Below are 26,024 nucleotides of genomic sequence, written 5' to 3' on the forward strand. Positions count from 1 at the left end.
GGCGGGCAAATGCGACCGGGCCACGGGCACCGTGTTGGCCAATGATGAGCGGCTTGCCGTGCCCTGGTCTAAGGGGCTCACGAACCCGGGCCCATCGGGTGGCAGCGCGCTCAGTTGGTTACACGAGGACCATGCCGCCGTCGATCATGATGGTCTGGCCTGTCATGTAATCGGAGTCCGAGGAAGCGAGGAAGAGCGCCGTGCCCACCACGTCCTCTGGGACACCTTTGCGACCGATCAGGTTCGCTCCGGAAAACGACTCGAAGGCCTCGCCAGGACGGGACGAATCGCCCATGTCCATGAGGTCCAGGTCAAGCTTCTTCCACAGCGGGGTGTCCACAACACCGGGGGCAAAGGCATTTGATGTGATCTTGTGCTTCGCAAGGGCATGGGCGGCTGACTGGTTCAGAGCGGTCACCGCGAACTTGCTCGCGCAGTAGGACGCGAAGTTCGGGTAGCCCTGACGGCCTGCGATCGAGGACGTGACGATGAGCTTGCCGCCGTCGCCCTGCTTGATCATCTGCTTGGCAGCCTCCTGCTGGCAGATAAGGGTTCCCAAGGCGTTCACGTCGAGCGTGCTGCGGAAGTTCTCTTCAGTGGTCTCGAGGAAGTGCGTCGGCTTGATAATGCCCGCGATGGCGAACATGCAGTCCAGCCGGCCGAACGACTCCACGCTGGTTTTGACGGCCATCGCGACGTCGGCTCGATTGACGACGTTACCGGAAACGGCGACAGCTCTACCGCCTGCGGCGGTGATCTCGTCCTTGACACTTTTAGCTGCGTCGAGATTTAGATCGAGTAGCGTGACGCTCGCTCCTTCGCCGGCCAGCGCGAGGGCGATAACGCGGCCCATACCGCTGCCGGCACCTGTAACTAGGATGCTGCGATCCTCTACACGACGTGACATGTTGTCTCCTATAGCTCTAGTGGGAGTACTTAGAGCAGAGGTGCGGAGACCGACCGGGCCGCGTTGGGGCTGCCCTGCGCTGGCAAGGCGAAGGCTGGAGCCTTGCCCCTTTCACAGCGCCACTCGTCAGCCGCGCACCGTCTGCCTCCCGGTGTTCTTCTGTAATCACCCATCAGCTCGTCGGTGAGCCGAGGGATGTCCCGCGATTGCGGCACTTCCTCATCCTGCAAGACGCTTCCTCGCTGATGACCGAAGTGTTCAAACCTTGCACACACCTTTTCCTTGCCCGCTCGGCCCGTCTCCCCAAACTTGCACGGAAAGCCTGCCCCACGTCGAGCAGCAACAATTGTTGCAGTTCCGGCGCTTCAATAGGATTCCAGTGATACCTTTTACTCAATAATGAAAAGGGTGGGAAAACGAGAAGAGCGAGCAGAACATGGACGTTGGGCAGCTGAGGGCTTTCCTTGCAGTGGCACAGGAACTCCATTTCGGGCGGGCGGCCGAACGCCTAAACATGACCCAGCCGCCCCTAAGCCGGATCATCAAACAGCTCGAAACTGAACTCGGAACGCGCCTGCTGGACCGCAACACCCGTTCCGTGAAGCTCACGTCCAGTGGGCAGGCGCTGGTCGCCCCTGCCACCGAGGTTTTCGAGGCCCTTCGCCGAGCCGAGGAGGCCGTGCGGTCCGCCGACAACGGCGAGGCCGGAATGGTGCGAATTGCTTTTGCTGGCGTCTCTACCCACCAGCTGGTGGCCCGACTCGCCAGGCAGGTGAAATCCAACAGGCCAAGGATTCAGCTGGAGCTGTCCAGCCAGAATTTCGCCCAGCCCGCTATGAAAAAACTGGTGCAAGGGGAGACAGACATCGCCCTGGGACGGTGGGATGTCATCCCGGCAGAGGTGTCCTCCCGTGTGGTCATGCCGGACTCACTCGTGGTGGCAATGCCTGACACCCACCCGCTTGCCGGCTCACGCCGGATCGCAATGGGGCGGCTTGCCACTGAGGCCTTCATATCGCTGACGCCTTTCGAGGGCGCGGTCCTGCCAGATCGGCTTCGGCGACTGGCCCATGCCAACGGTTTTGTCGCCGACATCGTTCAGGTGGCCCCTGACACGCAGACCGCGCTGGCGCTGGTAAGCGCCGAAGTCGGGTGCCATCTAACATTGGCGTCTGTCGCGCGGAATGCGACAGATCCGCATGTTGTGTTCATTCCCCTCGAGGACTCCACCGCCGATGTTGACCTCAGGGCAGCATGGCGCCGCAACGATGCAAGTCCGGCTCTACAGGCTGTGCTGGAAGAAGTCATCAGCCTCGACGGCGACACCGGGGCCTGATGCATGCCGCGGCCATCGGAATCAGATCGACCCTTCGCCCGTATCGAGGCCAAGCTGGCGCAGCCGCCGATACAGTGTGGACCTCCCCATACCCAGCAGGGCTGCGGCCTCCGATTTGTTACCTCCGGCCGCGTCGAGTGCCCTGATGATGGCCCCGCGCTCCGCCGTCTCCATCATGCTCATGTGACGTCGCGGGGGCGCCTGCTGCAGATGTTTCGGCAAATGCCGACGTTCGATGACCGAGCCTTTCGCATCCCCAATCAGGGCGGCCACAGTGTCGGCAAGTTCGGCGATGTTGCCGGGCCAGTTCCACTGGACCATGGACTGCAGGGCAGCCGGCGAGATGGTGTGCCGCGATTCCGGGTCAACCACGTTGAGGATAGCCTTGACCAGGCCGGGGATCCTTTCGGGGGTCCGGGCCAGTGCATCGGTACGCTCCTCGGTTCCGGTGGTGTCAACAAAAGCCCGAACGGCTGGCGCAGCATCATCTCGCGAGGACGTCAGTAGAAGGCTGCTTGCGCGCTGCCCATCGGACCTGGCTTGCCGGTGTCGCTCGACGACAGCGGCCAAATCCGCAACTTCGTTTTCGGCGAGGTCCTCGATCCGCCGGATCAGCACGTCGGTACCGCCTGCCAGGAGCTCCTCGATGGCCCTCCACGGAGTAGCGGCCCCGGCGGACAGGACAAATACTTCACAACGCGCCGTACTTCCCCACTCCGTCCGCCGCCTCCCGGCGACTGTCGCGCGTCCAGAACCACTCGGTCCATCTACCAAGACAACGGCCGGGGCAGTCTTGCTCGGCGCCGGCGCGCCTTTGCCCTCGAGCCGTGCCCCAGAAGGCAAGGCCAGCCCAGACGGGTTGTCGGACGCGTTACTCAGATCGGAGAAGTGCACCACGTAGTGCTCACGCGGCCCATCCACCACCCTCCGGGCCGTGACCTCAATGGAGGTGGCCTCCAATTCACGACGCAGTGTATTGCTGGATGACCAGTCGTGGGATTTGAGCACTTCCCAGAGCATGACATGCGACGCGACACTGACGAAGGGCAGGCCCGGCGTGTTAGCCAGGATGGACTCTCGATCCATCACCACCGTAGGACGCTGTGAGCTGCTGAAACGCATAAAGGACATCGCAAGTGCGAGATCCTGGGGCCGGGAGGACGCCCGGAATCTCTCCTCAATCTGCTGGCTGATCTCCCGCGTCAGCGACAGCATGATCGGGCTGGCAGCCTCGAGTGGGCCGCCCAGCGAGACTGAGCCAACGACCAGACCGGCCGGTGTATAGACGGGCGCAGCCGCACACGCCAGGGCGGTCAAGGCGTCATTGTAGTGCTGGCTCCCCTTGACGAAAACCGGGCGCTTCTCGACCATGGACGTGCCCAAGCCGTTCGTGCCAATGGATTCCTCGGAGTAGTCGAAGCCCTCCGCCGCGTGCATGCTGTCGAGGCGCCGTCGCTCACTGTTGTCACTCGTTCGCCGGGCAACGATGCTGCCGCCCCGGTCGCTGAGGAAGAGTGTGGTCCCAGTGTCAGCGAGCTGGTGTTGCCAACGATCGAGCACAGGAACTGCAGCCCGGCACAGCAGAGAGTCCGTATCCACGTCTTGAAAACGTTGAGACGGGACCGAGCTTTCGACGGCGCTGCTGAGCGACCGTCGCCAACTGCGCACGATCAGGTCCGGCACTGCATCGTTGGCCCCATAGGGTCCTGTGAGGCCAACGCGAATCAGCTGCTCCCGCGCTTCCCGCACCGGATCGGACATATCTGCCCCTTTGCAATGTCGTCCGCCAGCCCGGATGTCGGCCAATCAACACTCGTCAGCACTCGCGATTGGTGCTGAGAGGGTATCAATCCCGGATTCTCGGGTCGAACGGAAGTGTCCCAAATCGAGACACCGCGTCCTTGTTGTGCCACCACAGACTGGTAACTACAAAGTGAATTATCTCACAGAGCCCAATTAGTCGGAGGAAATGACATCATGGACAACGCCGTCCCCGAGAAGATCTACCAGCTCGACGCACTCGTCGTCGGAGCAGGCTTCGGTGGCATCTACATGCTGCACAAGCTGCGCAACGAACTCGGTCTCAACGCCGTCGCCATTGACCGCGCAGGGGGCGTAGGCGGGACCTGGTACTGGAACAAGTATCCCGGCGCCCTCTCGGACTCGGAGAGCTTCGTCTACCAGTACTCGTTCGATCGCGAGCTCTACCAGCAGACCCCATGGAACACCAAATATGTGCCCCAGCGCCAGATTCTGGCGTACTTGAACGGCGTCGTGGACCGGTACAGCCTCCGTGAACACATTCAACTCGAAACCGGCATGACTGACGCTGAATTCGACGAGACCACCGGCATCTGGACAGTGCGGACCGACACAGGCGTCACGTTCCAGTCCCGGTTCCTCGTCACGGGTCTCGGCCTGCTCTCCGCGACAAACCTCCCCAAATTCCCCGGGATGGAATCCTTCCAGGGCCGCCTGGTGCACACCGGCGCCTGGCCCGAGGACCTGGATCTGGCTGGCAAGCGTGTAGGTGTGATCGGCAATGGTTCCACCGGCAACCAGGTGATCACGGCCACCGCACCCGTCGCTGCTCACTTGACCTCGTTCCAGCGCACCCCGCAGTACAGCGTGCCTGCCGGCAACCGCGAACTTACGTCGCAGGAACAGCAGGGGCACCGGGACAACTTTGAGGCCAACTGGGATCAGGTCCGGAACTCGTCCGTCGCCATGGGCTTCGTAGAGAGCGCCGTTCCGACCTTCAGCGTCAGCCCGGAAGAGCGCGAACGCATCTACCAGCAGACCTGGGAGGAAGGCGGAGGGTTCCGCTTCATGTTCGAGACCTTCTCTGATATCGCCACTGACCCGGAAGCCAACGAAGAGGCGGCCAAGTTCATCCGCCGGAAGATCGCCGATATCGTGAAGGACCCTGAGACCCGCCGAAAACTGACGCCGACGGACCTCTACGCCCGCAGGCCGCTTTGCGATTCGGGTTATTACGAAACGTTCAACCGCCCAAACGTCTCCCTCGTGAATGTCAAAGAGAACCCGATCGAGCAGGTGACGGAGCAAGGCATCGTCACGGCTGACGGAACCCTGCACGAACTTGACGTACTCATCTGCGCTACCGGCTTCGACGCTGTGGACGGCAACTACGTCCGCGTCAATATTCGTGGCCGGGACGGCGAAACGCTGAAGGAACATTGGGCCGGCGGCCCGACGAGCTATCTCGGCATGGCAACCAGTGGCTTCCCGAACATGTTCATGATCCTCGGCCCCAACGGCCCCTTCACCAACCTTCCGCCCTCGATCGAGGCTCAGGTCGAGTGGATCAGCGAAACTATCGGCCATGTGTCGAGCTCCGGTACCGGCTGGATCGAAGCCAAGGCCGACACTGAGGCTGACTGGACAGAGACCTGCTCGGATATCGCCCATCAGACCCTCTTCCCCCAGGCCGCTTCGTGGATTTTCGGGGCGAACATCCCGGGCAAGAAGCGGACGGTGATGTTCTACCTCGGCGGCATCAAGCAGTACCGCTCCATCCTCGCCGAGGAGGCCTCGAACAAGTACCCCAATTTCATGACCGACAGCAAGGCACTGACGCCGGCCTAATCCGCAGGGACAGCCCGGGACGGACAGCGGCCACGCCGCCCGTCCCGGGCTGTCCCGCGAGTTCGCAAACGAGATTCTCATCCGCATCATCTGATGCCCACATACAACTAGGAGGCGCCATGCGCGCAGCGGTCTACTACGGCAAGAACAAACTTGAGATCCGGGACGTTCAGGAACCTTCCCCCGCGGAAGGCCAGGTGAAGATCAAGGTCAGCCGGAACGGAATCTGCGGTACCGACCTCCATGAGTACTACGATGGCCCGATCTTCATTCCTCCGACCGACCCGCACCCCCTCACGGGCCAATGCCTGCCCCTGACTCTGGGCCATGAATTCTCCGGAGTGGTGACGGAAGTCGGCAAGAACGTCACCGATGTCCGCGAGGGTGACCGGGTCACGGTCGAGCCCATTTACCGCTGCGGTGTGTGCCGCCCGTGCAAGAGCGGGCATTACAACCTGTGTAACGTGATCGGATTCCATGGGCTGATGGCCGACGGCGGAATGGCAGAGTACACAGTGGTGCCAAGCAATCAGGTACACAAACTCCCCGACAATGTCTCGCTCGAAATGGGTGCACTGGTGGAGCCGATGTCCGTCGCGTATCACGCCGCGACCATGGGCGAAGTCAATGACCAGAGCCGCGCGCTGATTTACGGCGCCGGGCCTATCGGCATCGGCATCTGGTTTGCCCTCCGCGGGATGGGACTGACCGAAATCGACGTCGTTGAACCGTCGGAGACCCGCCGAAAGTCCATTGAGACACTCGGCGCACGCACGCTGGATCCAACCAGCCAGGACGTGACCGCGCTCATCGCCGACCGGACCAACGGCGACGGCGTTGACGCGGCCTTCGACGCCGCCGGGGTTGCACCTGCCGTCCAATCAGCCCTCGAATGCCTCGGTGAACGCCGGCCGCTGATCAGCGTTGCGATTTATGAAAAGCCCCTCCCGACGCCGCTCATCAACCTTGTGCTGAGGGAGCGGCGCATCCAAGGGACCATCTGCTATACCGGGGCCGACTATTCAGCGGTGATCGACCTCATGGCCAAAGGTCACTACAAGACGACAGGGTGGGTTGAGGACATCCCCCTCAGTGGAGTGGTCCAGGAAGGGTTCGAGAAGCTCCGGGCCGGCCAGAAGATGAAGCTGCTGGTCGATCCTGCTCTCTGATCCCATCGACAAAAGTAGAAAACAAGGAAGTATCTTCCGTGGAATGTATCTGCTAGCATCGTGCCATGGACTCCAGAGACGACCCCGCTGCCTTCTATCCGCTGTTCAGTGCGCTGACCCGGCTCGAAACGGAGTTGTGGGACGCGGTTGATGCCCGCCTGCGCGATGAATGCGGCGTTCCCCTCGGCAGGTACGAGGCGATGGTTGTTGTTGCTACCGTTGGCGCGTGCAGGGTGTTCGATATTGCGTCGGCGCTGTCCATTACGGTGGGCGGCGCCAGCAAGCTCATCGACCGTGTTGAAGCGGCGGGGTTCTGCTCGCGGAAGATGAACCCGGGCGACCGGCGTTCCTCCCTGCTGGAACTCACACCGGCCGGGGCCGCGGTGGTTGACCAGGCCCGCCAGGTGGTCGAGGCAGAACTTGCCCGCTGGTTCACCCCGGCCCTGACCACGCAGGAGGCCAGCACGCTGCTCGAACTCCTGGCACGTGTGCGCAGCGCGCATCAACCTGCGCCGGACGCCAAGGTGGCCGGGCAGTGAGCGCCGGCACCATGCGGGCAGTTGTGCTGGACGGCCCCGGGCCGGCGGAGGCTCTGGTCATACAAGATAGGCCAATCCCCGAACCCGGGCCCGGCCAGGTGCTCATCCGGGTCCGGGCCTTCGGGCTCAACCGCTCAGAACTGCATACCCGCCTGGGGCTGGCCGAGGGCGTCACCTTTCCGCGTGTGCCCGGGATCGAAGCAGTCGGGGAAGTGGTGCACTCCCCCGGCGGCGAATTCCGCGCCGGGCAAAAGGTCGCCACCCTGATGGGCGGCATGGGCCGGGTCTTCGACGGCGGCTACGCGGAGTACACGTGCGTGCCGGCACGCCAGGTCATTCCGTTCGAATCGGACCTGCCCTGGCCCGTCATCGGCGCCGTCCCGGAGATGCTTCAGACCGCATATGGCTCCCTCACCATCGGCCTGGACATCCGGCCCGGCCAGAGCCTGCTTATCCGCGGCGGAACGTCGTCGGTCGGCATGGCCGCCGCGATTCTTGCCAAACGCGCCGGGCTCATAGTCCTGGCCTCAACCCGCGACGAGGCCAAGCAGGAGGCGCTGGCCTCGATCGGCGTCGACCATGTCCTGATCGACGACGGCGACCTCGCCGCCGCCGTCCGCCGCATTATTCCCGACGGCGTGGACGCCGCCCTCGAACTCGTCGGCACCCCGACATTGCGCGACACATTGCACGCCACCCGGGTCCACGGCGTCGTCTGCTTCACCGGAATGCTCTCAAACCAGTGGACCATCCCCGACTTCTACCCCATCGACTACATCCCCCGAGGCGTCCGACTCACCTCCTACACCGGCGGAGCCGCCGACCTTCCCCGCAATGTGCTTCAGGAATTCCTGCAGGCCGTCAGCGACGGCACCGCAACCGTCCCCATCGGCAAGGTCTACACCCTCGATGACATCGTCGAAGCCCACACCGACATGGAGGAAAGCCGCGCCAGCGGCAAACTCGTCGTCACCACCTAAGCGGCACGACCTAAAGAACCCGAACCGGCACGGCACAACCTCATGGGGCCGACCTCTGCCTTGCCTTCAAACCAGGAGCTGAACCCATGCCCCTTTTCGCTGCCCTCCCCCGCCCACCGCGCCAGGCAGAACACCCGGCACGTGGCACCGCCACCGGCGATTCCCTGCCGCGGACATCGATCGCCGTCGCAGCCCTTTCCACCATCGTGGAATGGTACGACTTCACCCTGTACCTCTTCATGGCCACCATCCTGTCCCGGGTCATTTTCGGCGGCGGCACGGAGTCCCTGCTGGCCACGCTCGCGGTGTTCGCCGTGTCCTACCTCTTGAGGCCTTTAGGCGCACTGGTGTTCGGACGCTTCGGGGACCGCTTCGGCCGACGGCCCGTACTGCTGGCGAGCATGGCCGTCATGGCTGCGGCCATGTTCGCCACCACCCTGCTCCCCACGCACGCACAGGCGGGCGCCACGGCCGGGGCTGCCTTCCTCGCCCTGCGATGCCTGATGGCCTTCTCCGTTGGCGGGGAATACTCCGCCATTAGCACCTACCTCTACGAAGGTGCCCGGCCCGGACGCCGCGGCCTGATCGCTTCGCTGGCCTCGATGGCCAGCGAGATCGGAGCGCTGCTCGCCGTTGCGGTCTCAGCCATCACCACCACGATGCTGGACCAGGCAGCCCTGGACAACTGGGGATGGCGCATCCCCTTCGCCTTCGGCACCTGCCTGGCACTGGCAACGCTTGCGGCTAGGAGTACGCTGCGCGAAACCCCCGTCTTTGCCGGACAGCCGACCGGCGAGACGCACCGTCCCTTGCGGTTCACCCTCCGCACCCATCGGGCCGGCCTCTACAGAACCTTCGCTATTTCCGCGTTGGCCTCCATTGCCTACTACGTCGGCATCCTCTACGTCCCGACCTTCCTCACCTCGGTCTCCGGCTTCCCGGAAGGCAGCTCCTTGTGGCTGTCCACTGTCGCTTCAGTCACCGTGATCGCGGTAACTCCGTTTGCCGGCGCGCTCTCGGACAGGATTGGGCGACGGACCACGCTGCTCGTGCTGTGCGCCGCTGCCATCGCTTTGCCGGTATTCATGTTCGCCCTCATGACGTCCGGTTCAGTCACAGCGGCACTGGCCGGCGCCGTCGTCCTTGCCTGCACCGCCGTCGGCGCCTCCGCCGCCGCAGAACAGTTCGCCCCCGCCGGCAGGCTCACCGGACTCGCCTTGGGCGCGACGGCCGCCACAGCCGTTTTTGGTGGCATCGCGCCCTACGCCGCGGAGTTCCTGACCCAGGCAACAGGATGGAACCTGATGCCCGGCGCCCTTGTGGCCGCGGTGGCGCTTTCGGTACTCCCCGTCCTTGCCCGGATGCCGGAAACGTCCGGGCAAGCGTGAATTTCACAACGGCAGCAGCTCTACCTGTTGTGGCGCCTTTCTGATCCCACGAGTTGATCTGGGAATATCCGACCGCCAATGATGATTGAAGCTTCAACAAGCCTCTAGTACAACGACCCGAGCAGGAGCCATCATGCGAGTCCCCGATCAGCCAACGGCCGCGGAAGAGCCATCCCATGTGGTGTCAACCGCCGGCTCATCCGATCCGGCGGCGCCACTGGTGGTGCTGTTGCATGGCCGCGGCTCAAGCGAGCGTGAGATCATTTCCCTCGCCGACCAACTGCCGACCGGCCCCGCCTACGCCGCGGTACGGGCGCCCATCGCCGAGGGTGGCGGCTACGCATGGTTCGCCAACCGTGGCATCGGCCGCCCGATTGCGGAGTCGCTGGCTGACTCCATGGCGTGGTTCCGGACCTGGCTTGATGCCGCAGCCCCGGCCGGCCGGCAGGTGATACTCGTCGGATTCAGCGGCGGCGCGGCATTCGCGGGCGGGCTGATACTGGCAGACCCCCAACGTTTCTCCGGTGCGGCCATCCTGTACGGCACCTTGCCGTTCGAGGCCGGGGTCCCCGTCACTCCTGCCCGATTGGCGGGCCTTCCCGTCTTCGTCGCTCAGGGCGATCAGGACAAAGTCATTCCCCGGGAACTGCTGGACCGCACCTGGCAATACCTGCTCACGGACTCTTCAGCCAGCGCACAGGCCCGGCGCGACCCCGGAGGGCACCACATCACCGGGCCGACGCTCGTAGAACTCGGGGGCTGGATCCACGGGTTCTTGAATTCCCAGCCTGCCTGACCACTGAGGCACCGCCAACAGCAGAAAACGGGGTTGCGTGAAGGGTTGACGGGGGCGCCCCGTCGCCCTTCCGCACCCGCCACCCAAAACGCCCGGCCGGGACTCCCCTGGCCGGGCGTTTTTGAATCTCCTGCTCATCATCCTGGTGAGGGGAGGTCCCAGGAACCTTGGAAACCGCCGGCTCTAAGGTCCTTCAGACTCGTCAAAAAATGATGACCGGCTTGATCGTCTTGCCGCTCCTGGAGTCCTCGAAGCCTTGGTTGATGTCTTCAAGGGTGTAGTCACCGACGAGCTTTTCGAAGGGGAACCGGCCGTCCTTCCAAAGCTGGATCAGCCGGGGGATGAAGACCTGCGGCACAGAACTGCCCTGGACCACGGTCTTGAAGGTCCAGCCCTTCACGAGGGACGCGCCGATCTCGAAGCTGACTTCGGTGCCGGGTTTCGCGGCGCCGACGAGGGCGAGTGTTCCGCGCACTCCCAGGGCGTCGGCCGCCTGGCGGAGGAGCGCAGGCAGGCCCGTGGTGTCCACGACGTAGTCAACGCCTGCGTCCTCCGTGATTTCGCGAAGCCGCGCGGCGACGTCGTCGGTCTTTGAATTAATGACGTGTGTCGCGCCCAATTCCCGGGCGAGTTCCAACCGGGAGTCGTGGATGTCAACGGCGACAATAATGGCACAGTCCGCGATCCGCGCCGCCATGACAGCGGCGCAGCCGACGGCGCCGGCGCCGAAAACAACAAGTGAAGACCCGATCTCCGGCTTGAGCTCATTGAGGACGGTTCCCGCCCCGGTGTTGATGCCGCAGCCCAGGGGGCCAAGATGCTCAAGCGGCACGTCCTTGTCCACACGTACGACAGACTCCTCGACAACGTTTGCGTATGTCGCGAAGGACGACTGGCCGAAGAAGTGGGACGAAATGGCTTCGTCGCCCTTGCTCAGCGACGTTTGGCCGTCGAGACGACGCCCAGCGAAGTCTGCAGCCATAAGGTTCTCGCAGTACGCCATCTGGCCGCTACGGCAACGCTTGCAGTGCCCGCAGTATGCGGCAGCCAATACAACGTGATCGCCAGGAATCACGGATACCACCGAATCGCCGACCGCTTCGACGATGCCGGCTCCCTCGTGACCGAGGACGGCGGGCAGCGGCGTCGGATAGACCCCGTCCCGAACGAGTACGTCTGTGTGGCAGATTCCGGTTGCCACCATGCGGACCCTGACTTCATTGGGCCTCAGTGCGTCCAGCTCAAGCTGTTCGACGGTGAAGGGTGAGCCGTGCTCGCGCGCGACCGCTGCAGTTATCTGCATGGGAAACTCCTCATATTTATTGCCGGGATGAGGATGCACCCCGGCGCGGTTAGCGAATCCGCGAAGTGCGGTTCGCGCTGCGACGCACCTGAATGCGCGCCGCAGCTTGGCTCAGCTGTGCCTGGATCAGGAGAAGGCGGGGCACAGCGAAGTAGACGGCCGCAGGGACGACTACGAGGGTGAGCGTGAGAGCGCGCAGGACCGGAGGCCACCCCGGCGCCCACGCTGCCAGTACGCTCATGCCCACTGCCGCCAGCGGGAATATCGCCAGCCAGGTAATCACGGCCCTGACATGGACGGATGCAATGCCGGCGGTCCGGTGATGATGCGCGTCTGTTTCATCGGCTGCAAGAGCTTTGCCCTTGTGTTCCACTCAATCTCCAAACGTACGGTTGGATTTGATGCTACTGAGCGACGGCAGGCAAAAGCAAACGAACGGTTGGAGATAGGATTGGGTGCATGGCTTGGGACACTGACGCAACAAGGGAGAAACTTCTTGATGCCGCCATCGCCGAGTTTTCGGAACGCGGCTTCTCCGGTGCGCGCATTCACCAGATTTCGCGGAACTCAGGGTGTAACCGCGAACGGATCTACTTCTACTTCGGCGGCAAGGCCCAACTCTTTGAAGCGGCACTCACCCGACAGCTCGTCACTGCCCTGGACGACCTTCCCGTCGTCGGCCATGGACCTGTTGCGATCGCCGATTTCGCGGGGCGGTACTTTGATCTGTCCAGGAGCCGCCCGAGTCTCGCCCGGCTCACCTTCTGGGAGGGGCTTGAACGGGGACATCCCGTCGGCGCAGAGATACGCGCCCTCCGCTCAGCCACCAAGGTGGCCGAGATTCGCACCGCACTCCCGGCAGCGACCGAGACGGCAGCGGAAGACCTGCTCCTGACGATCGTGACGCTTTGCCACGCCTGGGTATCGAGCCCTAATGTCCACCTTGTGATAACCGGCACACCGGACGGGGAACGCAGGCGCGCGTCCATCATGCGAACCAGCGAGCTGCTCGCCCGGGACGCCGAAGGCATGGCCAACGGGCCCTCTTAGTTGACGGCCCCGGGCCTGGCGGACCTTCCGCGGGCCCGGGGACCAGCCGGACAAGAAGCCGACGCGTGATTACCAGGTCAGCGCTCGGAACTCTCTGTGGTGGCGAATGAGGTCTCCACGGCATCCGTGTCAACAATCTCGGCGATGTTGGTGAGCGCAAATCCCAGCGCAGCCTCCTGCCACTCCGCGTTGATGCTGGACGTCGCATCCGTCACCACGACGACGCGGTAACCGTGGTCCGCGGCATCCCTTGCGGTGTGCTCCACCGCCATGTTGGTCCACACGCCCACCACAACCACGGTCCTCGTGCCAAGGTTCCGCAGCATGATGTCCAAGGGAGTGCCGTTGAATGCACTCATCCGGATCCGATCGATCACAATCTCGTCACCGACCGGACCGGTCCCCTCGACGGCGGACGCACCCCAGGAGCCCACCTTCAAAGACTCGGGGCCGAGCATCCGAAAGATGGGAGCGTTGTCGCCGCCGACGTCGCGGCCGGGGTAGACCACGATGCGGTTGTGGAATACCGCGGCGCCGGCAGCGCGCGCGGCACCCAGGACGCGCATCACGTTGGGGACGACACCCTGCTGGACCGCGTGCGCCGCCGCCCCCGTGCCCGCAAATGCCCCGTCCTCATGGAGATTGTCGTTCTGCATGTCGACCACCAGGACCGCAGTCGAGCCGCTATTGAGTGTGAACATCACTTACCTCAGGCTTCCGATCGGCCCACGCCGATCCATTAATTTGTTGCCAGGACTAGGGCAAAGTTCCGGGGAACGCCAGGGCCGGAGCGACACCCGACTCCCCATGGCTGCGAAGATAAGGGCCGCGAATCCGCGAAGAACCATACATTCCGCAGAACTAGATTCCATGGAAGCATAGATATGGCTCCCCACCAAATGCTTGACGCTTCAATCTAATGGCTGTATATTTAGTTGAAGCTTCAAGCACCGCTCCTCAAGAGAAACAGAATCTGATGAAAACCCTCCTGGCCCGCATCCTCGGAAAGAAGAACCCAATGACGAACCTCACCATCATCGGCAACGGCAACATGGCCCGCGGCATCGCAACCCGCGCCCTCGCTGGCGGCCTGACCGTCGAGATCCTCGGCCAGGTTGCCGCCAAGGCGCAGGAGCTGGCTGCCGAACTCGGCGCAGGCGTTACCTTCGGCACCACGGCCGACGCCCCGCAGGGTGACATCGTGGTCCTGGCTGTCCCGTTCGACGCCGCCAAGTCCGTGGTCATCGCTTACGGCGAGGCTTTGGCGGGCAAGACCGTCGTGGACATCACCAACCCGGTGAACTTCGAAACCTTCGATTCCCTGGTTGTTGAGCCCGGCAACTCCGCAGCCGAGGAAATCGCACAGTTTGCCCCGGCCGGCGCCAACGTGGTCAAGGCCTTCAACACAACCTTCGCCGGCACCCTGGTGGCCGGGGAGTCAGGTGGCAAGCCGCTGGACGTCTTCATCGCCGGGGACAACGCGGAAGCCAACGCCGCCGTCAGCAGCTTCGTCAGCGCCGGCGGCATGCGCCCCCTGGTCGTCGGTCCGCTCAAGCGCGCCCGGGAACTCGAGGGCTTCCAGTTCGTCCTCATGACGATGCAGGCCAACCCGGAGTTCGCCGACTTCAACTGGGACACCGGACTCCAGGTCACGCAGTAGCCGGGCCGGCAACAGCCGACACCTGAGCAGCCACGAGGACGACGGCGGGNGGGAAACATCCCGCCGTCGTCCTCTTTCGTCCCAAGTGATCAGGGCAAGTGAAACCGGTTGCCGCCTAGAACACGATTACCGGCTTGATGACGGTGCCTCCCGCAGAGTCTTCGAATCCCTGGTTGATATCACTCAGGCTGTAGTTGCGCATCAGCTTGTCCATGGGGAATCGGCCGTCCTTCCACAACTGGATGAGTTTGGGAATGAACACCTGCGGTACGGAGCTTCCCTGGATCACCGTTTTGAACGTCCATCCTTTGACCAGCGACAGGCCGATCTCGAACGAGACCTCAGTTCCGGGTGCGGCGGCACCGACCAGCGCCAGCGTGCCCCGGAGGGCCAGGGCGTCGGCTGCTTTGCGGAGCAGCTCCGGCCGGGCGGTCGTATCCACCACGTAGTCGGCTCCGTGCCCGTTCGTCAGCCGGAGGATCTCCTCCGTCAGGTCGGCTTCCTTCGTGTTGATCACGTCCGTCGCTCCCAGTTCTTTCGCGAGGTCCAGCCGGGAAGCGTGGATGTCGACGGCGATGATCCGGGCGCACCCCGCGATCCCGCCGGCCATGATCGCACCCGATCCGACGGCGCCGGTCCCGATAACCACGAGCGTGCTGTTCAGCGCGGGCTTGAGTTCGTTGAGGACGGCACCGGCTCCGGTCTGGATGCCGCACCCGAGCGGGGCCACGATCTCCAGGGGAACGTCGGCGTCGATCCGGACAACGCTTTCCTCGACGACGTTGGCGTAGGTCGCGAACGACGACTGGCCGAAGAAGTGGGACGAAATCACTTCCCCGTCCTTGCTCAATGCCGTGGTCCCGTCAGGCCTCCGGCCGCCGAAGTCAGCGGCGAAGAGGTTCTCGCAATACGCCATCTGGCCGGACCGGCAGCGGTCGCACTTACCGCAATAGGCGGCCGCGAGCAGGACGTGGTCGCCCGGCTGCACCGTGGTGACGGAAGCCCCGATCCGCTCCACTATCCCGGCTCCCTCGTGTCCCAGGACGGCCGGCAACGGCGTGGGATAAACTTGGTCACGCACGATGGCGTCGGTGTGGCACACGCCGGAGGCCACCATCTTTACGAGGACCTCGTTCGGGCGGAGATCGTCCAGCTCCAGTTCTTCGATCGTGAGGGGTTGCCGTGGCTCCCGGGCCACTGCGGCGGTTACCTGCATAGTCGTGTCATTCCTTTTCGGATTGGTCGGGCTTTTGGGGTCAGAACGGGTACTGCTGGTCGGACTGCTCCACGGTGATCCACTTCAGCTCGGTGAATTCGTTGATGACGGCCCTGCCGTCAAACCTGCCGTAGCCACTGTTTTTCATGCCGCCATAGGGAGCCTGGGCTTCGTTCTGAACGGTTGCGCCGTTGACGTGCACGTGTCCCGCTTGAATTCGCATCGCAACCTGCAATGCCCGGGTGCTGTCGGCCCCGAATACGGCCGCGGCGAGACCGTACTCCGTATCGTTTGCCACCTGGACTGCCTCCTCGACGCCGGAAACGCGGACCACGGTGGTGATCGGCCCGAAGGTTTCCTGATCGTAGATGGACATCCCGGGCCGCACTTTGTCGATGATGGTGGCCGGCATCGATGCGCCGTCGGCATGGGCACCGACGACGAGTTCCGCTCCCTTGGCGAGGGCATCATCGATGAGGCCGTTGATTCTGGGGCCCGACTCTTCGCGGATCATGGGGCCGACGATGCAGGCTTCGTCGGTCAGCGGGTCTCCGGTGGCCAGCTGCGCTGCCCGTGCTGCGAACTTGGAGACGAACTGGTCGGCCACGCTCTCGTCAACGACGAATCGTTCGGTCGACATGCAGATCTGGCCCTGGTAGAGGAACGATCCGAAGACAGCCGCATTGACGGCGCCGTCGATGTCAGCATCATCGAGGACGACGAACGGGGCCTTGCCGCCGAGCTCGAGCAGCACCGGCTTGAGGTAGCGGGCCGCCTTTTGGGCGATGATGCGCCCCACGGCCGTTGATCCGGTGAAGTTGATCCGGCGGACCGCCGGGTGGGCGATGATGGATTCCACGACCCGGTCGGAGTCCTCCGGGGTGCTTGTCAGGAAGTTCAGCACACCGGCCGGAAGTCCGGCCTCGTGCAGGACCTCCGCGATGATCGCGTGGGTCTTCGGGCTGGTTTCCGAGGCCCGGAAGACCACCGTATTGCCGCAAACGATGGGGTAGGCGATGGCCCGGGCCGCCAGGACGCCCGCTCCATTCCAGGGAGCCATGCTAAGAACAACTCCGGCGGGCTGCCGGACAGTCATCGAGAGTGTGCCAGGTTTGTCCGTCGGGAGGGTCTCCCCCTGAATCTGGGTGGCGAGCCCGGCAGCTTCGCGGAAGAGCTGCGCCGTGAGGAAAACGTTGAATCCGGCCCAGAGTTGTGCGGCACCCACTTCTGACATCATCGTTTCGATGAACTCCGCTCCGCGCCGCTCCATGATGTCTGCGGCTTTGAGCATGACGGCCCGCCGTTCCGTGGGGCCGGTAGTTGACCAGGTGCTGAAGGCCTGTGACGCCGACTCAACAGCGTCGAGCGCATCGTCGACGCCGGCTGCCGCGCTTTCGGTCACGAGTACGCCCGTCACAGGGTTTCGACGCTCGAACGTCTTGCCTTCGCGGGCGCTTCGGGGCTGGTTGTCAATAATGAGTTGCGTTTCCAAAATGGACTCCTCAATTAGGGTGCTGCAGTTGGGGTGCTGCCGGGAACGACGGTGCTCGGGCGGCCATGCGGTACTAAGTGGGCGGTGCCGTTCTTAGTGTTTGACGGTGCTGTCGGAAATGTGAGGCTGAGACGTCGCTGAAGCTGTCCCCGTCGATTCGTTGTCGGGGAAACGCGGCACGGTCAGGACGGCGACTACGCCGATTGCTGCTGCGATGGCCCAGACGGAGAAGTTGATGAAGTTGCCCAGCGCGGCGGCCACCAGCACGCCGCCGCCCGAGATGGCCAGGACAGCGCCGATCCGTCCGACGCCGAGCGTGATGCCCAGGGCGGTAGCCCGGGTTGCGCCGGAGAAGTAGGTTGCCACAAATCCGTTGACCAGGATCTGGGCGCCCACTGACCCGAAACCGACGACCGCGACCAGCAGGTACATGACCGGAAGGGGCATGGCCCCGGTTCCCATGAGAACCAGCGCCACGCCGGAACTCGCGAAAGCCGTTGCGGTCACCGGCCGGGGACCAAAGCGGTCGGCGAGCCTGGAGGAAACGAGCACGCCAACGACGGCGCCGATGTTGACTGTCAGGAGGAATGTCAGGGAGGAGGCCAGCGAGTATTTGGCGATGACCATGAGTTGCGGCAGCCAGGTGTTAAGCCCGTACACGAGTGTCTGGCCACAGACGCCGGCCAGACTGAAGAGGATCATTGCAGTCAGCAGGCGCCCGGTCAGCAGGGTGCGGAAACGGCCGTGCACGGGTACGTCCCCTCGTGCCGGTGCTTCGGGTAGCGGTTCCAGCCCGTATTCGGAGATGATGCGTTCCGCCTGTACCCGGTCCCCCTTGGCAGCGAGGAATGCCGGGGATTCCGGAAGGAACTTGAACAGCAGAGGCACAACGGCGATGAGTGGAACGCCACCGAGTGCCAGCATGCCGCGGAACCCGAGCACGGGCAGGAAGGCGAGAGCGAGAAGCGCGGCGAGGATCCCGCCGACAGCGTATCCGGAGAACATCAGGGCGTTATTGAAGTTGCGGCGGTTCGACTTGGAGAACTCCACGGTCAGGGCGATCGCCGTCGGGATTACACCGCCCAGGCCGAGGCCGGCGAGAAAACGGAACAAACCAAAGAGCTCGGGAGTCGGCGCCCAGGCGGTCAGCAGCATCAGCACTGAGAAGGATGCGATGGAAACCATCATGACTTTCCGGCGCCCGACGACGTCAGTGAGGTATCCGATCAGGATGGCGCCGATGAACATTCCGGCCAGCGCATAACTGCCGATGGCGCCGGTCTGCACCGGGGTCAGGCCCCAGGGTTCGTAGGCCAGGAGTTTGGGGACGATTGCTCCGTAGACGACCAGATCGTATCCGTCGAAGACGATGGCGAGGAAGCAGAGGAAGATGACAGCGGCTGCCGATTTGCGAGGGCGAACCGGAGGTGAGGCAGGCGATTGAAAAGCCATTGGGGACTCCAGGTGATATACACGACGTTGTGGCTGTGCCAGAGATGAGGGGCCGTTCGGCTGTGATCTGACCCACAACTGAATGTAACATAAATGTGTTGTGCGTCAACAGGGGTGTTGCATGTTTCCCGATTGACGCCCGTCCGGGCAAGCAAGTATTGGAGAAGCCTTATGCAGTGGAAACCCAGAGCCCTGATCCTGGATCTTTTCGGGGACTACCTCCGGTACGCCGGGAGCGAGGTCAGGCTGGCTGATATCACGGAGCTCCTCGCGGTCTTTGAAATTGAGCCGGCCACGGTCCGCGTCAACCTCTCACGCCTGCGCAAGGAGGGCTGGTTCACCACCCGGCGCGTCGGGCGGGAAACGGTGTACGCACTTACCCCCCACATGCTGGAGATCCTCAACGAGGGGCGCGAACGGATCTTCAGGCAGCGGGACGAAGACTGGGAGGGGCGCTGGACCATGGCCATTTACCAGGTTCCGGAATCCGAACGCGCCGTCCGTGAGCAGCTCCGCAAGCAGCTCGCGTGGCATGGTTTCGGCCAGCTGTCGCCATCGACCTGGCTGAGCCCGCACAACCTCATCTCCGAGGTCCGCGAGATTGCCGCCGACTATCCGCTGGCCAAAGTTGATGCCCTCTGGTGCGGGACCGGCGACCTCGCGGAGGACAGGGACCTTGCCGCGCGATGCTGGGATCTGGAGCAGCTCGGCGCGGACTATCAGGAATTCATCCGCACCTATGCCGCCCTTGATGACGAGGAAGTCAACGCCGCCAAGGACGGGCGAACGGCACTCATCGAACGGATGCGACTTATCGGCGATTTTCGCCGCTTCCCCTTCAGGGACCCGCACCTGCCCCTCGAGCTGCAGCCCAAGGGCTGGCCCAGCAGCGAGGCGTACAGCCTCTTTGGTGCAATACACCGCCAGCTCGGGCCTGCCGCCAACGAATTCGTCTCCGGCATCATTGGTCAGCCCATCAGGGAGGGCCAGGAGATCTTGGCGTAACCCAGTCGAGGCGCGGAAGCTGGTCGTGGTTCGTTGAGGAAGTCACGGCAAGGTCCGTACAGCGGCTCCCGAGGACGATATGTAACAAATAGTTGACGATCAGCCGAGAATCGTTACATAATGAGGAGGAGACGTAGCACACGTCCTCCCCAAAATCTCTAAAAGGTGGCATCGATGGCACTTCGCATAGCCTGCATTGGCGGCGGTCCCGGCGGACTGTTCTTCTCAACCCTGTTCAAGCAGACCGTTCCCGACGCCGACGTCGTGCTCTTTGAGCGGAACCAGGCATCTGACGCCTTCGGCTTTGGCGTGGTCTTCTCCGACGCAACGCTGAACCGGATCAACGACGCCGACCCCGTAGTCCGCAACGGACTCCGGGACTACGGCACCCACTGGGAGGACATCGAGGTCTGGCTCAAAGGTGAACAGAAGTCTTTCGCCGGCAACGGGATGGCCGCCATTTACCGCAAGACCCTCCTGAAACTCATGCAGGACCGGGCGGCAGAGGTCGGCGTCGATACGCGCTTTGGCCAGTACGTCCCCGACCTGTCGCAGCTCGATGACTTCGATGTGATTGTCGGCGCTGACGGCGCCAACTCCTCCACCCGCGAACAGCTCGGCGACAGCCTGGGCCACACCGCCGAGACCGCGACTGCCAAGTTCATCTGGTTCGGCACGACCTACAAGTTCAATGGGCTCACCTTCGTTCACCGGCAAAGTGAATTCGGCAACTTCGCGGTCCACGGTTACCCGATCAGCGATGAGCTCAGCACCTTCATCGTTGAAACCGACGAAGACACCTGGCGGAAGGCCGGCCTCGATGAATTTGATGCCAGCCAGCCCCCTGGACCCTCCGACCTCAAGACCCAGCGTTTCCTCGAGAAACTGTTCGCCGAAGACATCGCCGGTGAACCGCTGGTGGCAAACAACTCCCGCTGGGCGAATTTCCGCACCCGCCGCACCCGCTCCTGGCACAAGGGCAACGTCGTCCTGCTCGGCGACGCTGTACACACCGCCCACTTCTCCGTCGGTTCCGGCACCAAGATGGCCATGGAAGACGCCATCAGCCTGGTCCGTGAAATCGCGGAACACCAGGACGACCTCGAACTCGCCTTCACAAATTACGAAGCTGAACGCCAGCCACAGGTTGCCAAGATCCAGAACCAGGCCCGCGGCGGCCTGAGCTGGTGGGAACACTTCGCCCGGTACTACAACTCCTTCGACCCGACCCAGTTCACCTTCCATTTCTTCTCCCGCAGCATCGACATCGACAAGATCCGCCAGCGCGACCCGGAGCTGGTGGCATCTGCGGAACACGACTGGCTGACCAGACACGGCAACTCACCGCTGGAAACGCCGCTGATCGCCGGTTCCGTCGAGTTCGCGGGGCGCCAGCTCTCCGTGGCCGAGCAGAACGGCCAGGTGGCCTTGACCGGCCCCGGCGGCAGTATTGCCCTGAGCACCAACCCGGCCGACGCCGACGCCACCACCGGGCTCCTGATCACCGCGCCTGATACCGAAGCGGGTCTGCCGGCCGCCTTCGAGCACCTACCTGCCCGGGCTGCTGCCGTCGTCATCCAGGGCGGCAATCCGTTCACGCGGATCCTCCTCTCAGAGGAAGCCCGCCTGGGCCGGGGCCTGACCAGCGTCATCGTCGATGACCGGGGGCCAGTGTCGGCTCTGACCCTGGTGCTCTCCGGCCGGGCAGACGCCGTTGCAACGGAAGGCACGGAGGCAACCAATGCATAGCCTCACGCCACTATTCGCACCCCGCGGCATCATCGTCGTGGGCGCCTCGGCCAGTCCGGAAAAGCTCGGCGCCGTTATGGCACAGTCGCTGGCCAACTACCCGGCTCCCGTTGAGCTCGTCAACAGCCGCGGCGAAAACGGCATGCATACCAGCATCGCCGATGCCGCAGCAGCAATTCCGGGAGGCCCCGATCTGGCAGTGCTCTGCGTACCCGCCGCAGCCACCGCCCAGGCCCTGCGTGACAGTGCGGCAAACGGCGCCACGGCTGCCCTGGTCTGCGCCGGGGGGTTCGCCGAGGCCGGCGGTCCCGGCATCGAATTCGCCCGCCAGGTGGAGGAAGCTGTCCGGGACACCGGCATTCGGCTGCTCGGCCCGAACACGTCCGGCTTTTTCGTCCCCCGCCGCAACCTGCGCGCCAGCTTCGTTCCCGGCGTCGCTGAACTGGAACCGGGTTCTGTGGCCGTCGTGGCGGCCAGCGGCGGAGTCAACCACGTCCTTGCTTTCCACCTGCAGCGCGCGGGAGCGGGCGTCAGCCTCGCCGTCGGCATCGGCGCGGGCACCGACATCAGCGCGCCCGACGTCCTCGACTTCCTGATCTCCGACGAACACACCAAGGCAGTCGCCCTGCACCTGGAAACCGTCGCCGACGGACCAGCCCTCATCGACGCCGTTTCACGGCTCAGTGCCGTCAAACCGGTCGTGGCTTTGGTCGTCGGGCGAAATGACGTCTCCGAGTTCGCCCAGTCCCACACGGGTGCCCTGGCCACATCCTGGCGCACCACACGGGCGGTCCTGAAACAGGCCGGTGCCGTGATCGTCGACGACGAGAACCAGTTGGTTGCCGCTGTCACCGCCCTGGCCGGGCGGCGGCTTGCCCCGGCGGCCGACCCCGGAGTCGGACTCATCACAGGCCAGGCCGGCCCCGGACTGTTGATCGCCGATGCCCTCCACAGCGCCGGCGTGACGCTGCCGCGCCTGGCCCAGACCAGCCAGGACGCCATCGGCACTCTGCTGCCGCCGCTGACCTTCCAGGCCAATCCCGTGGACACCGGCCGCCCCGGTCCCGGCTACGAAAAGGTCGTGGCCGCAGTGGCCTCCGACCCGGCCATCGATGTCGTCGCGGTGTACGGACTGACTGAACCCGTCGCCGACCTTCCTCTCGCCGTCGCCAATTCCGGTGTAGCTGACACAATGCCGTTCCTGATCGGCGTCGACGGACCCGACGGCGACCTGGAACGGGCCCGAAAGTCAGCCCATCAGCATGACCTGCCGCTGATCAGCGGACCGACCTCGCTGGCCCACGGCATCACAGCTCTGGTCAACGACGCCCGCGGGCAATTCCAGCGCGCCGAAGCACCCGCTGGAGCCTTCACCTGGCCGGCATTGGAAGGGCCCTGGGACGAGAACCGCGCCAAGGAACTCCTTGGCGCACTCGGCATCGCCACCCCTGCCCGGCGAAGCTGCAGCACGCGCGCCGCGGCTCAGGACGCTCTCTCCGAGCTGGGCGGTCCCGTTGCGGTCAAGCTGCTCGACGCCGCGGTTCTGCACAAGACCGAGATCGGAGGCGTGCACCTGGGAGTGAACTCCCCCGAGGCCATGAACCGGGCGCTGGACGGCCTTGAAGCCGCCGGTGCCCGCGAATTCCTGGTCGAGGTAATGGCCCCATCCGGTATCGACCTCGTGGTCGGCGTCCGCCGTGATCCCGTCTTCGGACCGATCGCCGTACTAGGTCTGGGTGGCACCACTGCGGAAGTCTTCGCCGATATTTCCATCCGCTCCGCTCCCCTGTCCGTCCGTGTGGCGGAGGGCATGCCCGGCGACCTCCAGGCGCGCGAGCTCTTGTACGGTTTCCGTTCCGGGCCGATGCTGGAGACGGAGGAGTTAGCGGCCCTGCTGGTCAGGCTCGGCGACGCGCTTGTTTCCAATGACGCGATCGCGGAAATCGAAATCAACCCCCTGCGCCTGACCCACGACGGGCTCGTGGCCCTTGATGCAGTAGTTATCAATGTCGAGGAGGACATGAAATGACGAGCCACACCAGTGAGGGAACCATCCCCTGGCCGGCGGACCTTGCGGCAGAATTCCGCAGCAAGGGCTACTGGGAAGACCGCCCGCTCGGAGCCTATATCCTGGAAACCGCCGACCGGCTGCCGGAAAAAACCGCAATAGTGGACGGTGATGTCCGGCTCAGCTACGCCGAGGTGGCCAACAGGATGGATGCGGCCGCGGAACGCCTCCTGCAGTTGGGCCTGAAACCGGACGACCGCATCATGGTCCAGTTGCCCAACGGCTGGCAGTTCACGGTGCTGACCCTGGCGTGTTTCCGGGCCGGCATCATCCCGGTGATGGCTCTGCCGGCGCACCGGCAATATGAGCTGTCGTTCCTCACAGAGCTCTCCGAATCACGGGCCATCGCCGTACCGGACGTGATCAAGGACTTTGATCACCAGGCTTTGGCCGAAGAACTTGCGTCCAGCATTTCGTCGCTGGAAATCATCCTCGTTTCCGGTGCAGCGCACCCCCTGAACGTACGTCTCGAGGAAATCCTGGCACCAGGCAAGGACGTTTCGGGCGCCCGCGCCCGGCTGAACGCCGGTGCACCGTCGCCTGACTCGCCAGCCCTGTTTCTTCTCTCGGGGGGCACCACCGGGCTGCCCAAACTGATCACCAGAACCCACAACGACTACGCCTACAACATCAAAGCCACGTCCATTCCCACCGGAGTCACCGAGGACACTGTCTATCTGGGCACCCTTCCGGCTAGCCACAACTTTCCGCTGGCCTGCCCTGGCATCCTCGGAATCCTGTTCGCCGGTGGCCGCGTGGTCATGCTGCCGAGCCCCGAACCGCGGAAGGCCTTCGCCGCCATCGAACGTGAGGGCGTGACACTTTCAACCGCGGTCCCCGCGGTGGCCCAGCGATGGATTGAGTACCAGCAGGAAGCCGGCACCAAGGAGCTGGCCAGCCTCGAGGTGCTTCAGGTCGGCGGTTCGCGCCTTCCGGACGAGATTGCCCGGAAAGTGAAGCCAGTCCTGGGAGCGACACTGCAGCAGGTCTTTGGCATGGCCGAGGGGCTCATCAACACCACCCGGTTGGATGATCCCGAAGACGTCATCTGCACTACGCAGGGCCGCCCCGTGTCCGAAGCCGACGAGGTGCGCATCGTCGATGAAGCCGGCGAGGACCTGCCGGACGGCGTCCCGGGCTCCATCCTGACCCGCGGACCCTACACACCCAGGGGCTATTACCGCGCCCCCGAGGCCAACTCGCGGGCATTCACCGCTGACGGCTGGTACGCCAGCGGTGACATTGTCGAGCGGCGTCCCGACGGAAACCTGATCGTCCAGGGCCGCGATAAGGACATGATCAACCGCGGAGGAGAGAAGATCTCGGCCGAGGAAATCGAAAGCCTGGTTTATCGGATCGATGACGTGACCATGGCAGCCGCGGTCGCAATGCCGGACCAGATGCTTGGTGAACGGCTTTGCCTTTACATCACGGTCAAACCCGGACGCGAAGTGACGCTTGAACAAATCCAGGAGCTCCTGCGCCGGACCGGTGTTGCTGCCTTCAAAATCCCTGAGCATCTCGTAGTCGTCGACGAACTGCCAACCACCAAGGTCGGCAAGATCAACAAAAAAGACCTCCGCGCCGACATCGCCGAACGCCTGGCTGCCGCCGGCGCCCACGCCAAGTAGAGGATTGCTATGCCTGAGAACATCACTCATGAATCAGTAGCCGCGGGGCACACTGCTCCGGAGCCGACGCCCGAAGAGGCTGCCCAGCTCAAAGAGCTGTACCGGGATTTTGACCGGGAGAACCTGATCCCGCTCTGGACCGAGATCGCGGACCTGATGCCGATGGTCCCGACGCCCAAGGCGGTGCCCCACGTGTGGCGGTGGAGTGACCTGTACCCGCTGGCCGCCCGCGCCGGGGACCTGGTCCCGGTGGGCCGGGGCGGGGAACGCCGCGCCATCGCCCTGGCCAACCCGGGGCTGGCCGGTACGCCGTACGCCACGCCCACGCTGTGGGCAGCCATCCAGTACCTTGGTGCGCGCGAGACCGCCCCGGAGCACCGCCACTCCCAGAACGCGTTCCGTTTCGTCGTCGAGGGCGAAGGCGTTTGGACGGTGGTGAACGGGGACCCGGTCCGGATGTCGCGCGGGGATTTCCTGCTGACTCCGGGCTGGAACTTCCACGGCCACCACAACGACACCGATGAGCCGATGGCCTGGATCGACGGCCTGGACATCCCGTTTGTGCACTACGCCGACGCCGGGTTCTTCGAGTTCGGCACCGAGCGTGTCACCGACGAGGCCACCCCGGACATCTCCCGCTCCGAGCGGCTCTGGGCGCACCCGGGCCTGCGCCC

22 protein-coding genes are annotated in these 26,024 nt (G+C 64.0%); 14 read left to right on the top strand and 8 right to left on the bottom strand.

Annotation, left to right across the window (positions count from 1 at the left end):
- Window positions 1-118: 118 nt before the first annotated feature.
- Window positions 119-907, bottom strand: coding sequence for an SDR family oxidoreductase (locus tag K789_RS0106655; RefSeq protein WP_024366079.1), 789 nt, complete (start codon window positions 905-907; stop codon window positions 119-121).
- A gap of 436 nt (window positions 908-1,343) precedes the next feature.
- On the opposite strand from K789_RS0106655, the gene K789_RS0106660 reads away from it, so the two are divergent.
- Window positions 1,344-2,243 carry a LysR substrate-binding domain-containing protein gene (locus K789_RS0106660; protein ID WP_024366080.1) on the top strand — a complete coding sequence of 300 codons (900 nt, stop codon included), beginning with the start codon at window positions 1,344-1,346 and terminating at the stop codon, window positions 2,241-2,243.
- A 21-nt stretch (window positions 2,244-2,264) separates the two neighbouring features.
- Here the strand turns inward: K789_RS0106660 and K789_RS0106665 are convergent, their stop codons facing one another.
- Entirely contained in the window at window positions 2,265-4,004 is a 1,740-nt protein-coding gene (locus tag K789_RS0106665) for a helix-turn-helix domain-containing protein (RefSeq protein WP_035739327.1), read from the bottom strand.
- Window positions 4,005-4,220: 216 nt separating this feature from the next.
- On the opposite strand from K789_RS0106665, the gene K789_RS0106670 reads away from it, so the two are divergent.
- The 6 genes from K789_RS0106670 to K789_RS0106695 all read left to right on the top strand — a co-directional run bounded on the left by K789_RS0106670 (window position 4,221) and on the right by K789_RS0106695 (window position 10,724).
- On the top strand, window positions 4,221-5,852 hold the full coding sequence (locus K789_RS0106670) for a flavin-containing monooxygenase (protein ID WP_024366082.1): 1,632 nt from the start codon (window positions 4,221-4,223) through the stop codon (window positions 5,850-5,852).
- A 119-nt stretch (window positions 5,853-5,971) separates the two neighbouring features.
- Window positions 5,972-7,021: a 2,3-butanediol dehydrogenase gene (locus K789_RS0106675; protein WP_024366083.1), complete on the top strand. Its 1,050-nt coding sequence runs from the start codon at window positions 5,972-5,974 to the stop codon at window positions 7,019-7,021.
- A gap of 65 nt (window positions 7,022-7,086) precedes the next feature.
- Window positions 7,087-7,560, top strand: a complete 474-nt coding sequence (locus K789_RS0106680) for a MarR family winged helix-turn-helix transcriptional regulator (RefSeq protein WP_024366084.1) — start codon at window positions 7,087-7,089, stop codon at window positions 7,558-7,560.
- On the top strand, window positions 7,557-8,540 hold the full coding sequence (locus K789_RS0106685) for a zinc-binding alcohol dehydrogenase family protein (RefSeq protein ID WP_237739540.1): 984 nt from the start codon (window positions 7,557-7,559) through the stop codon (window positions 8,538-8,540). Before K789_RS0106680 ends, K789_RS0106685 begins: the two co-directional genes overlap by 4 nt.
- 86 nt (window positions 8,541-8,626) lie before the next feature.
- Window positions 8,627-9,928 carry an MFS transporter gene (locus K789_RS0106690; RefSeq protein WP_084507325.1) on the top strand — a complete coding sequence of 434 codons (1,302 nt, stop codon included), beginning with the start codon at window positions 8,627-8,629 and terminating at the stop codon, window positions 9,926-9,928.
- A 133-nt stretch (window positions 9,929-10,061) separates the two neighbouring features.
- The gene (locus K789_RS0106695) at window positions 10,062-10,724 is read left to right on the top strand and encodes an alpha/beta hydrolase (protein ID WP_051180934.1); all 663 of its coding nucleotides are present in this window, start codon (window positions 10,062-10,064) and stop codon (window positions 10,722-10,724) included.
- A gap of 202 nt (window positions 10,725-10,926) precedes the next feature.
- On the opposite strand, the gene K789_RS0106700 is transcribed toward K789_RS0106695, so the two are convergent.
- Both K789_RS0106700 and K789_RS0106705 read right to left on the bottom strand, forming a co-directional pair.
- Window positions 10,927-12,027, bottom strand: a complete 1,101-nt coding sequence (locus tag K789_RS0106700; RefSeq protein WP_024366088.1) for an NAD(P)-dependent alcohol dehydrogenase — start codon at window positions 12,025-12,027, stop codon at window positions 10,927-10,929.
- Between the two features lie 49 nt (window positions 12,028-12,076).
- A complete protein-coding gene (locus tag K789_RS0106705) occupies window positions 12,077-12,400 on the bottom strand; it encodes a hypothetical protein (protein WP_024366089.1) in 324 nt (107 codons plus the stop codon).
- Between the two features lie 86 nt (window positions 12,401-12,486).
- On the opposite strand from K789_RS0106705, the gene K789_RS0106710 reads away from it, so the two are divergent.
- The gene (locus tag K789_RS0106710) at window positions 12,487-13,077 is read left to right on the top strand and encodes a TetR/AcrR family transcriptional regulator (protein WP_024366090.1); all 591 of its coding nucleotides are present in this window, start codon (window positions 12,487-12,489) and stop codon (window positions 13,075-13,077) included.
- 77 nt (window positions 13,078-13,154) lie between these two features.
- Here the strand turns inward: K789_RS0106710 and K789_RS0106715 are convergent, their stop codons facing one another.
- Complete coding sequence (locus K789_RS0106715) at window positions 13,155-13,778, bottom strand: cysteine hydrolase (RefSeq protein WP_024366091.1); 624 nt, start codon at window positions 13,776-13,778, stop codon at window positions 13,155-13,157.
- Between the two features lie 275 nt (window positions 13,779-14,053).
- Here K789_RS0106715 and K789_RS0106720 point away from each other — a divergent pair, with 275 nt between their 5' ends.
- Entirely contained in the window at window positions 14,054-14,737 is a 684-nt protein-coding gene (locus K789_RS0106720) for an NADPH-dependent F420 reductase (protein ID WP_237739541.1), read from the top strand.
- A 115-nt stretch (window positions 14,738-14,852) separates the two neighbouring features.
- On the opposite strand, the gene K789_RS0106725 is transcribed toward K789_RS0106720, so the two are convergent.
- From K789_RS0106725 to K789_RS0106735, 3 genes are all read right to left on the bottom strand, one after another.
- Window positions 14,853-15,953, bottom strand: a complete 1,101-nt coding sequence (locus K789_RS0106725; RefSeq protein ID WP_024366093.1) for an NAD(P)-dependent alcohol dehydrogenase — start codon at window positions 15,951-15,953, stop codon at window positions 14,853-14,855.
- Between the two features lie 40 nt (window positions 15,954-15,993).
- A complete protein-coding gene (locus tag K789_RS0106730) occupies window positions 15,994-17,445 on the bottom strand; it encodes an aldehyde dehydrogenase (RefSeq protein WP_024366094.1) in 1,452 nt (483 codons plus the stop codon).
- A 93-nt stretch (window positions 17,446-17,538) separates the two neighbouring features.
- On the bottom strand, window positions 17,539-18,897 hold the full coding sequence (locus K789_RS0106735; RefSeq protein WP_024366095.1) for an MFS transporter: 1,359 nt from the start codon (window positions 18,895-18,897) through the stop codon (window positions 17,539-17,541).
- A gap of 171 nt (window positions 18,898-19,068) precedes the next feature.
- Between K789_RS0106735 and K789_RS0106740 the strand changes: the two genes are divergently transcribed.
- The 5 genes from K789_RS0106740 to K789_RS0106760 all read left to right on the top strand — a co-directional run.
- Entirely contained in the window at window positions 19,069-19,902 is an 834-nt protein-coding gene (locus K789_RS0106740) for a PaaX family transcriptional regulator C-terminal domain-containing protein (RefSeq protein WP_024366096.1), read from the top strand.
- 174 nt (window positions 19,903-20,076) lie between these two features.
- Entirely contained in the window at window positions 20,077-21,651 is a 1,575-nt protein-coding gene (locus K789_RS0106745; protein ID WP_024366097.1) for an FAD-dependent monooxygenase, read from the top strand.
- Complete coding sequence (locus K789_RS0106750; protein WP_024366098.1) at window positions 21,644-23,680, top strand: acetate--CoA ligase family protein; 2,037 nt, start codon at window positions 21,644-21,646, stop codon at window positions 23,678-23,680. The genes K789_RS0106745 and K789_RS0106750 overlap by 8 nt, the downstream gene beginning before the upstream one ends.
- A complete protein-coding gene (locus K789_RS0106755) occupies window positions 23,677-25,350 on the top strand; it encodes a (2,3-dihydroxybenzoyl)adenylate synthase (protein WP_024366099.1) in 1,674 nt (557 codons plus the stop codon). The genes K789_RS0106750 and K789_RS0106755 overlap by 4 nt, the downstream gene beginning before the upstream one ends.
- A 9-nt stretch (window positions 25,351-25,359) precedes the next feature.
- On the top strand, window positions 25,360-26,024 hold a 665-nt coding region (locus K789_RS0106760), incomplete at its 3' end, for a cupin domain-containing protein (RefSeq protein ID WP_035739330.1).

Origin of the sequence: Arthrobacter sp. TB 26, from assembly GCF_000427315.1 — a bacterium.
Taxonomy (GTDB): domain Bacteria; phylum Actinomycetota; class Actinomycetes; order Actinomycetales; family Micrococcaceae; genus Arthrobacter.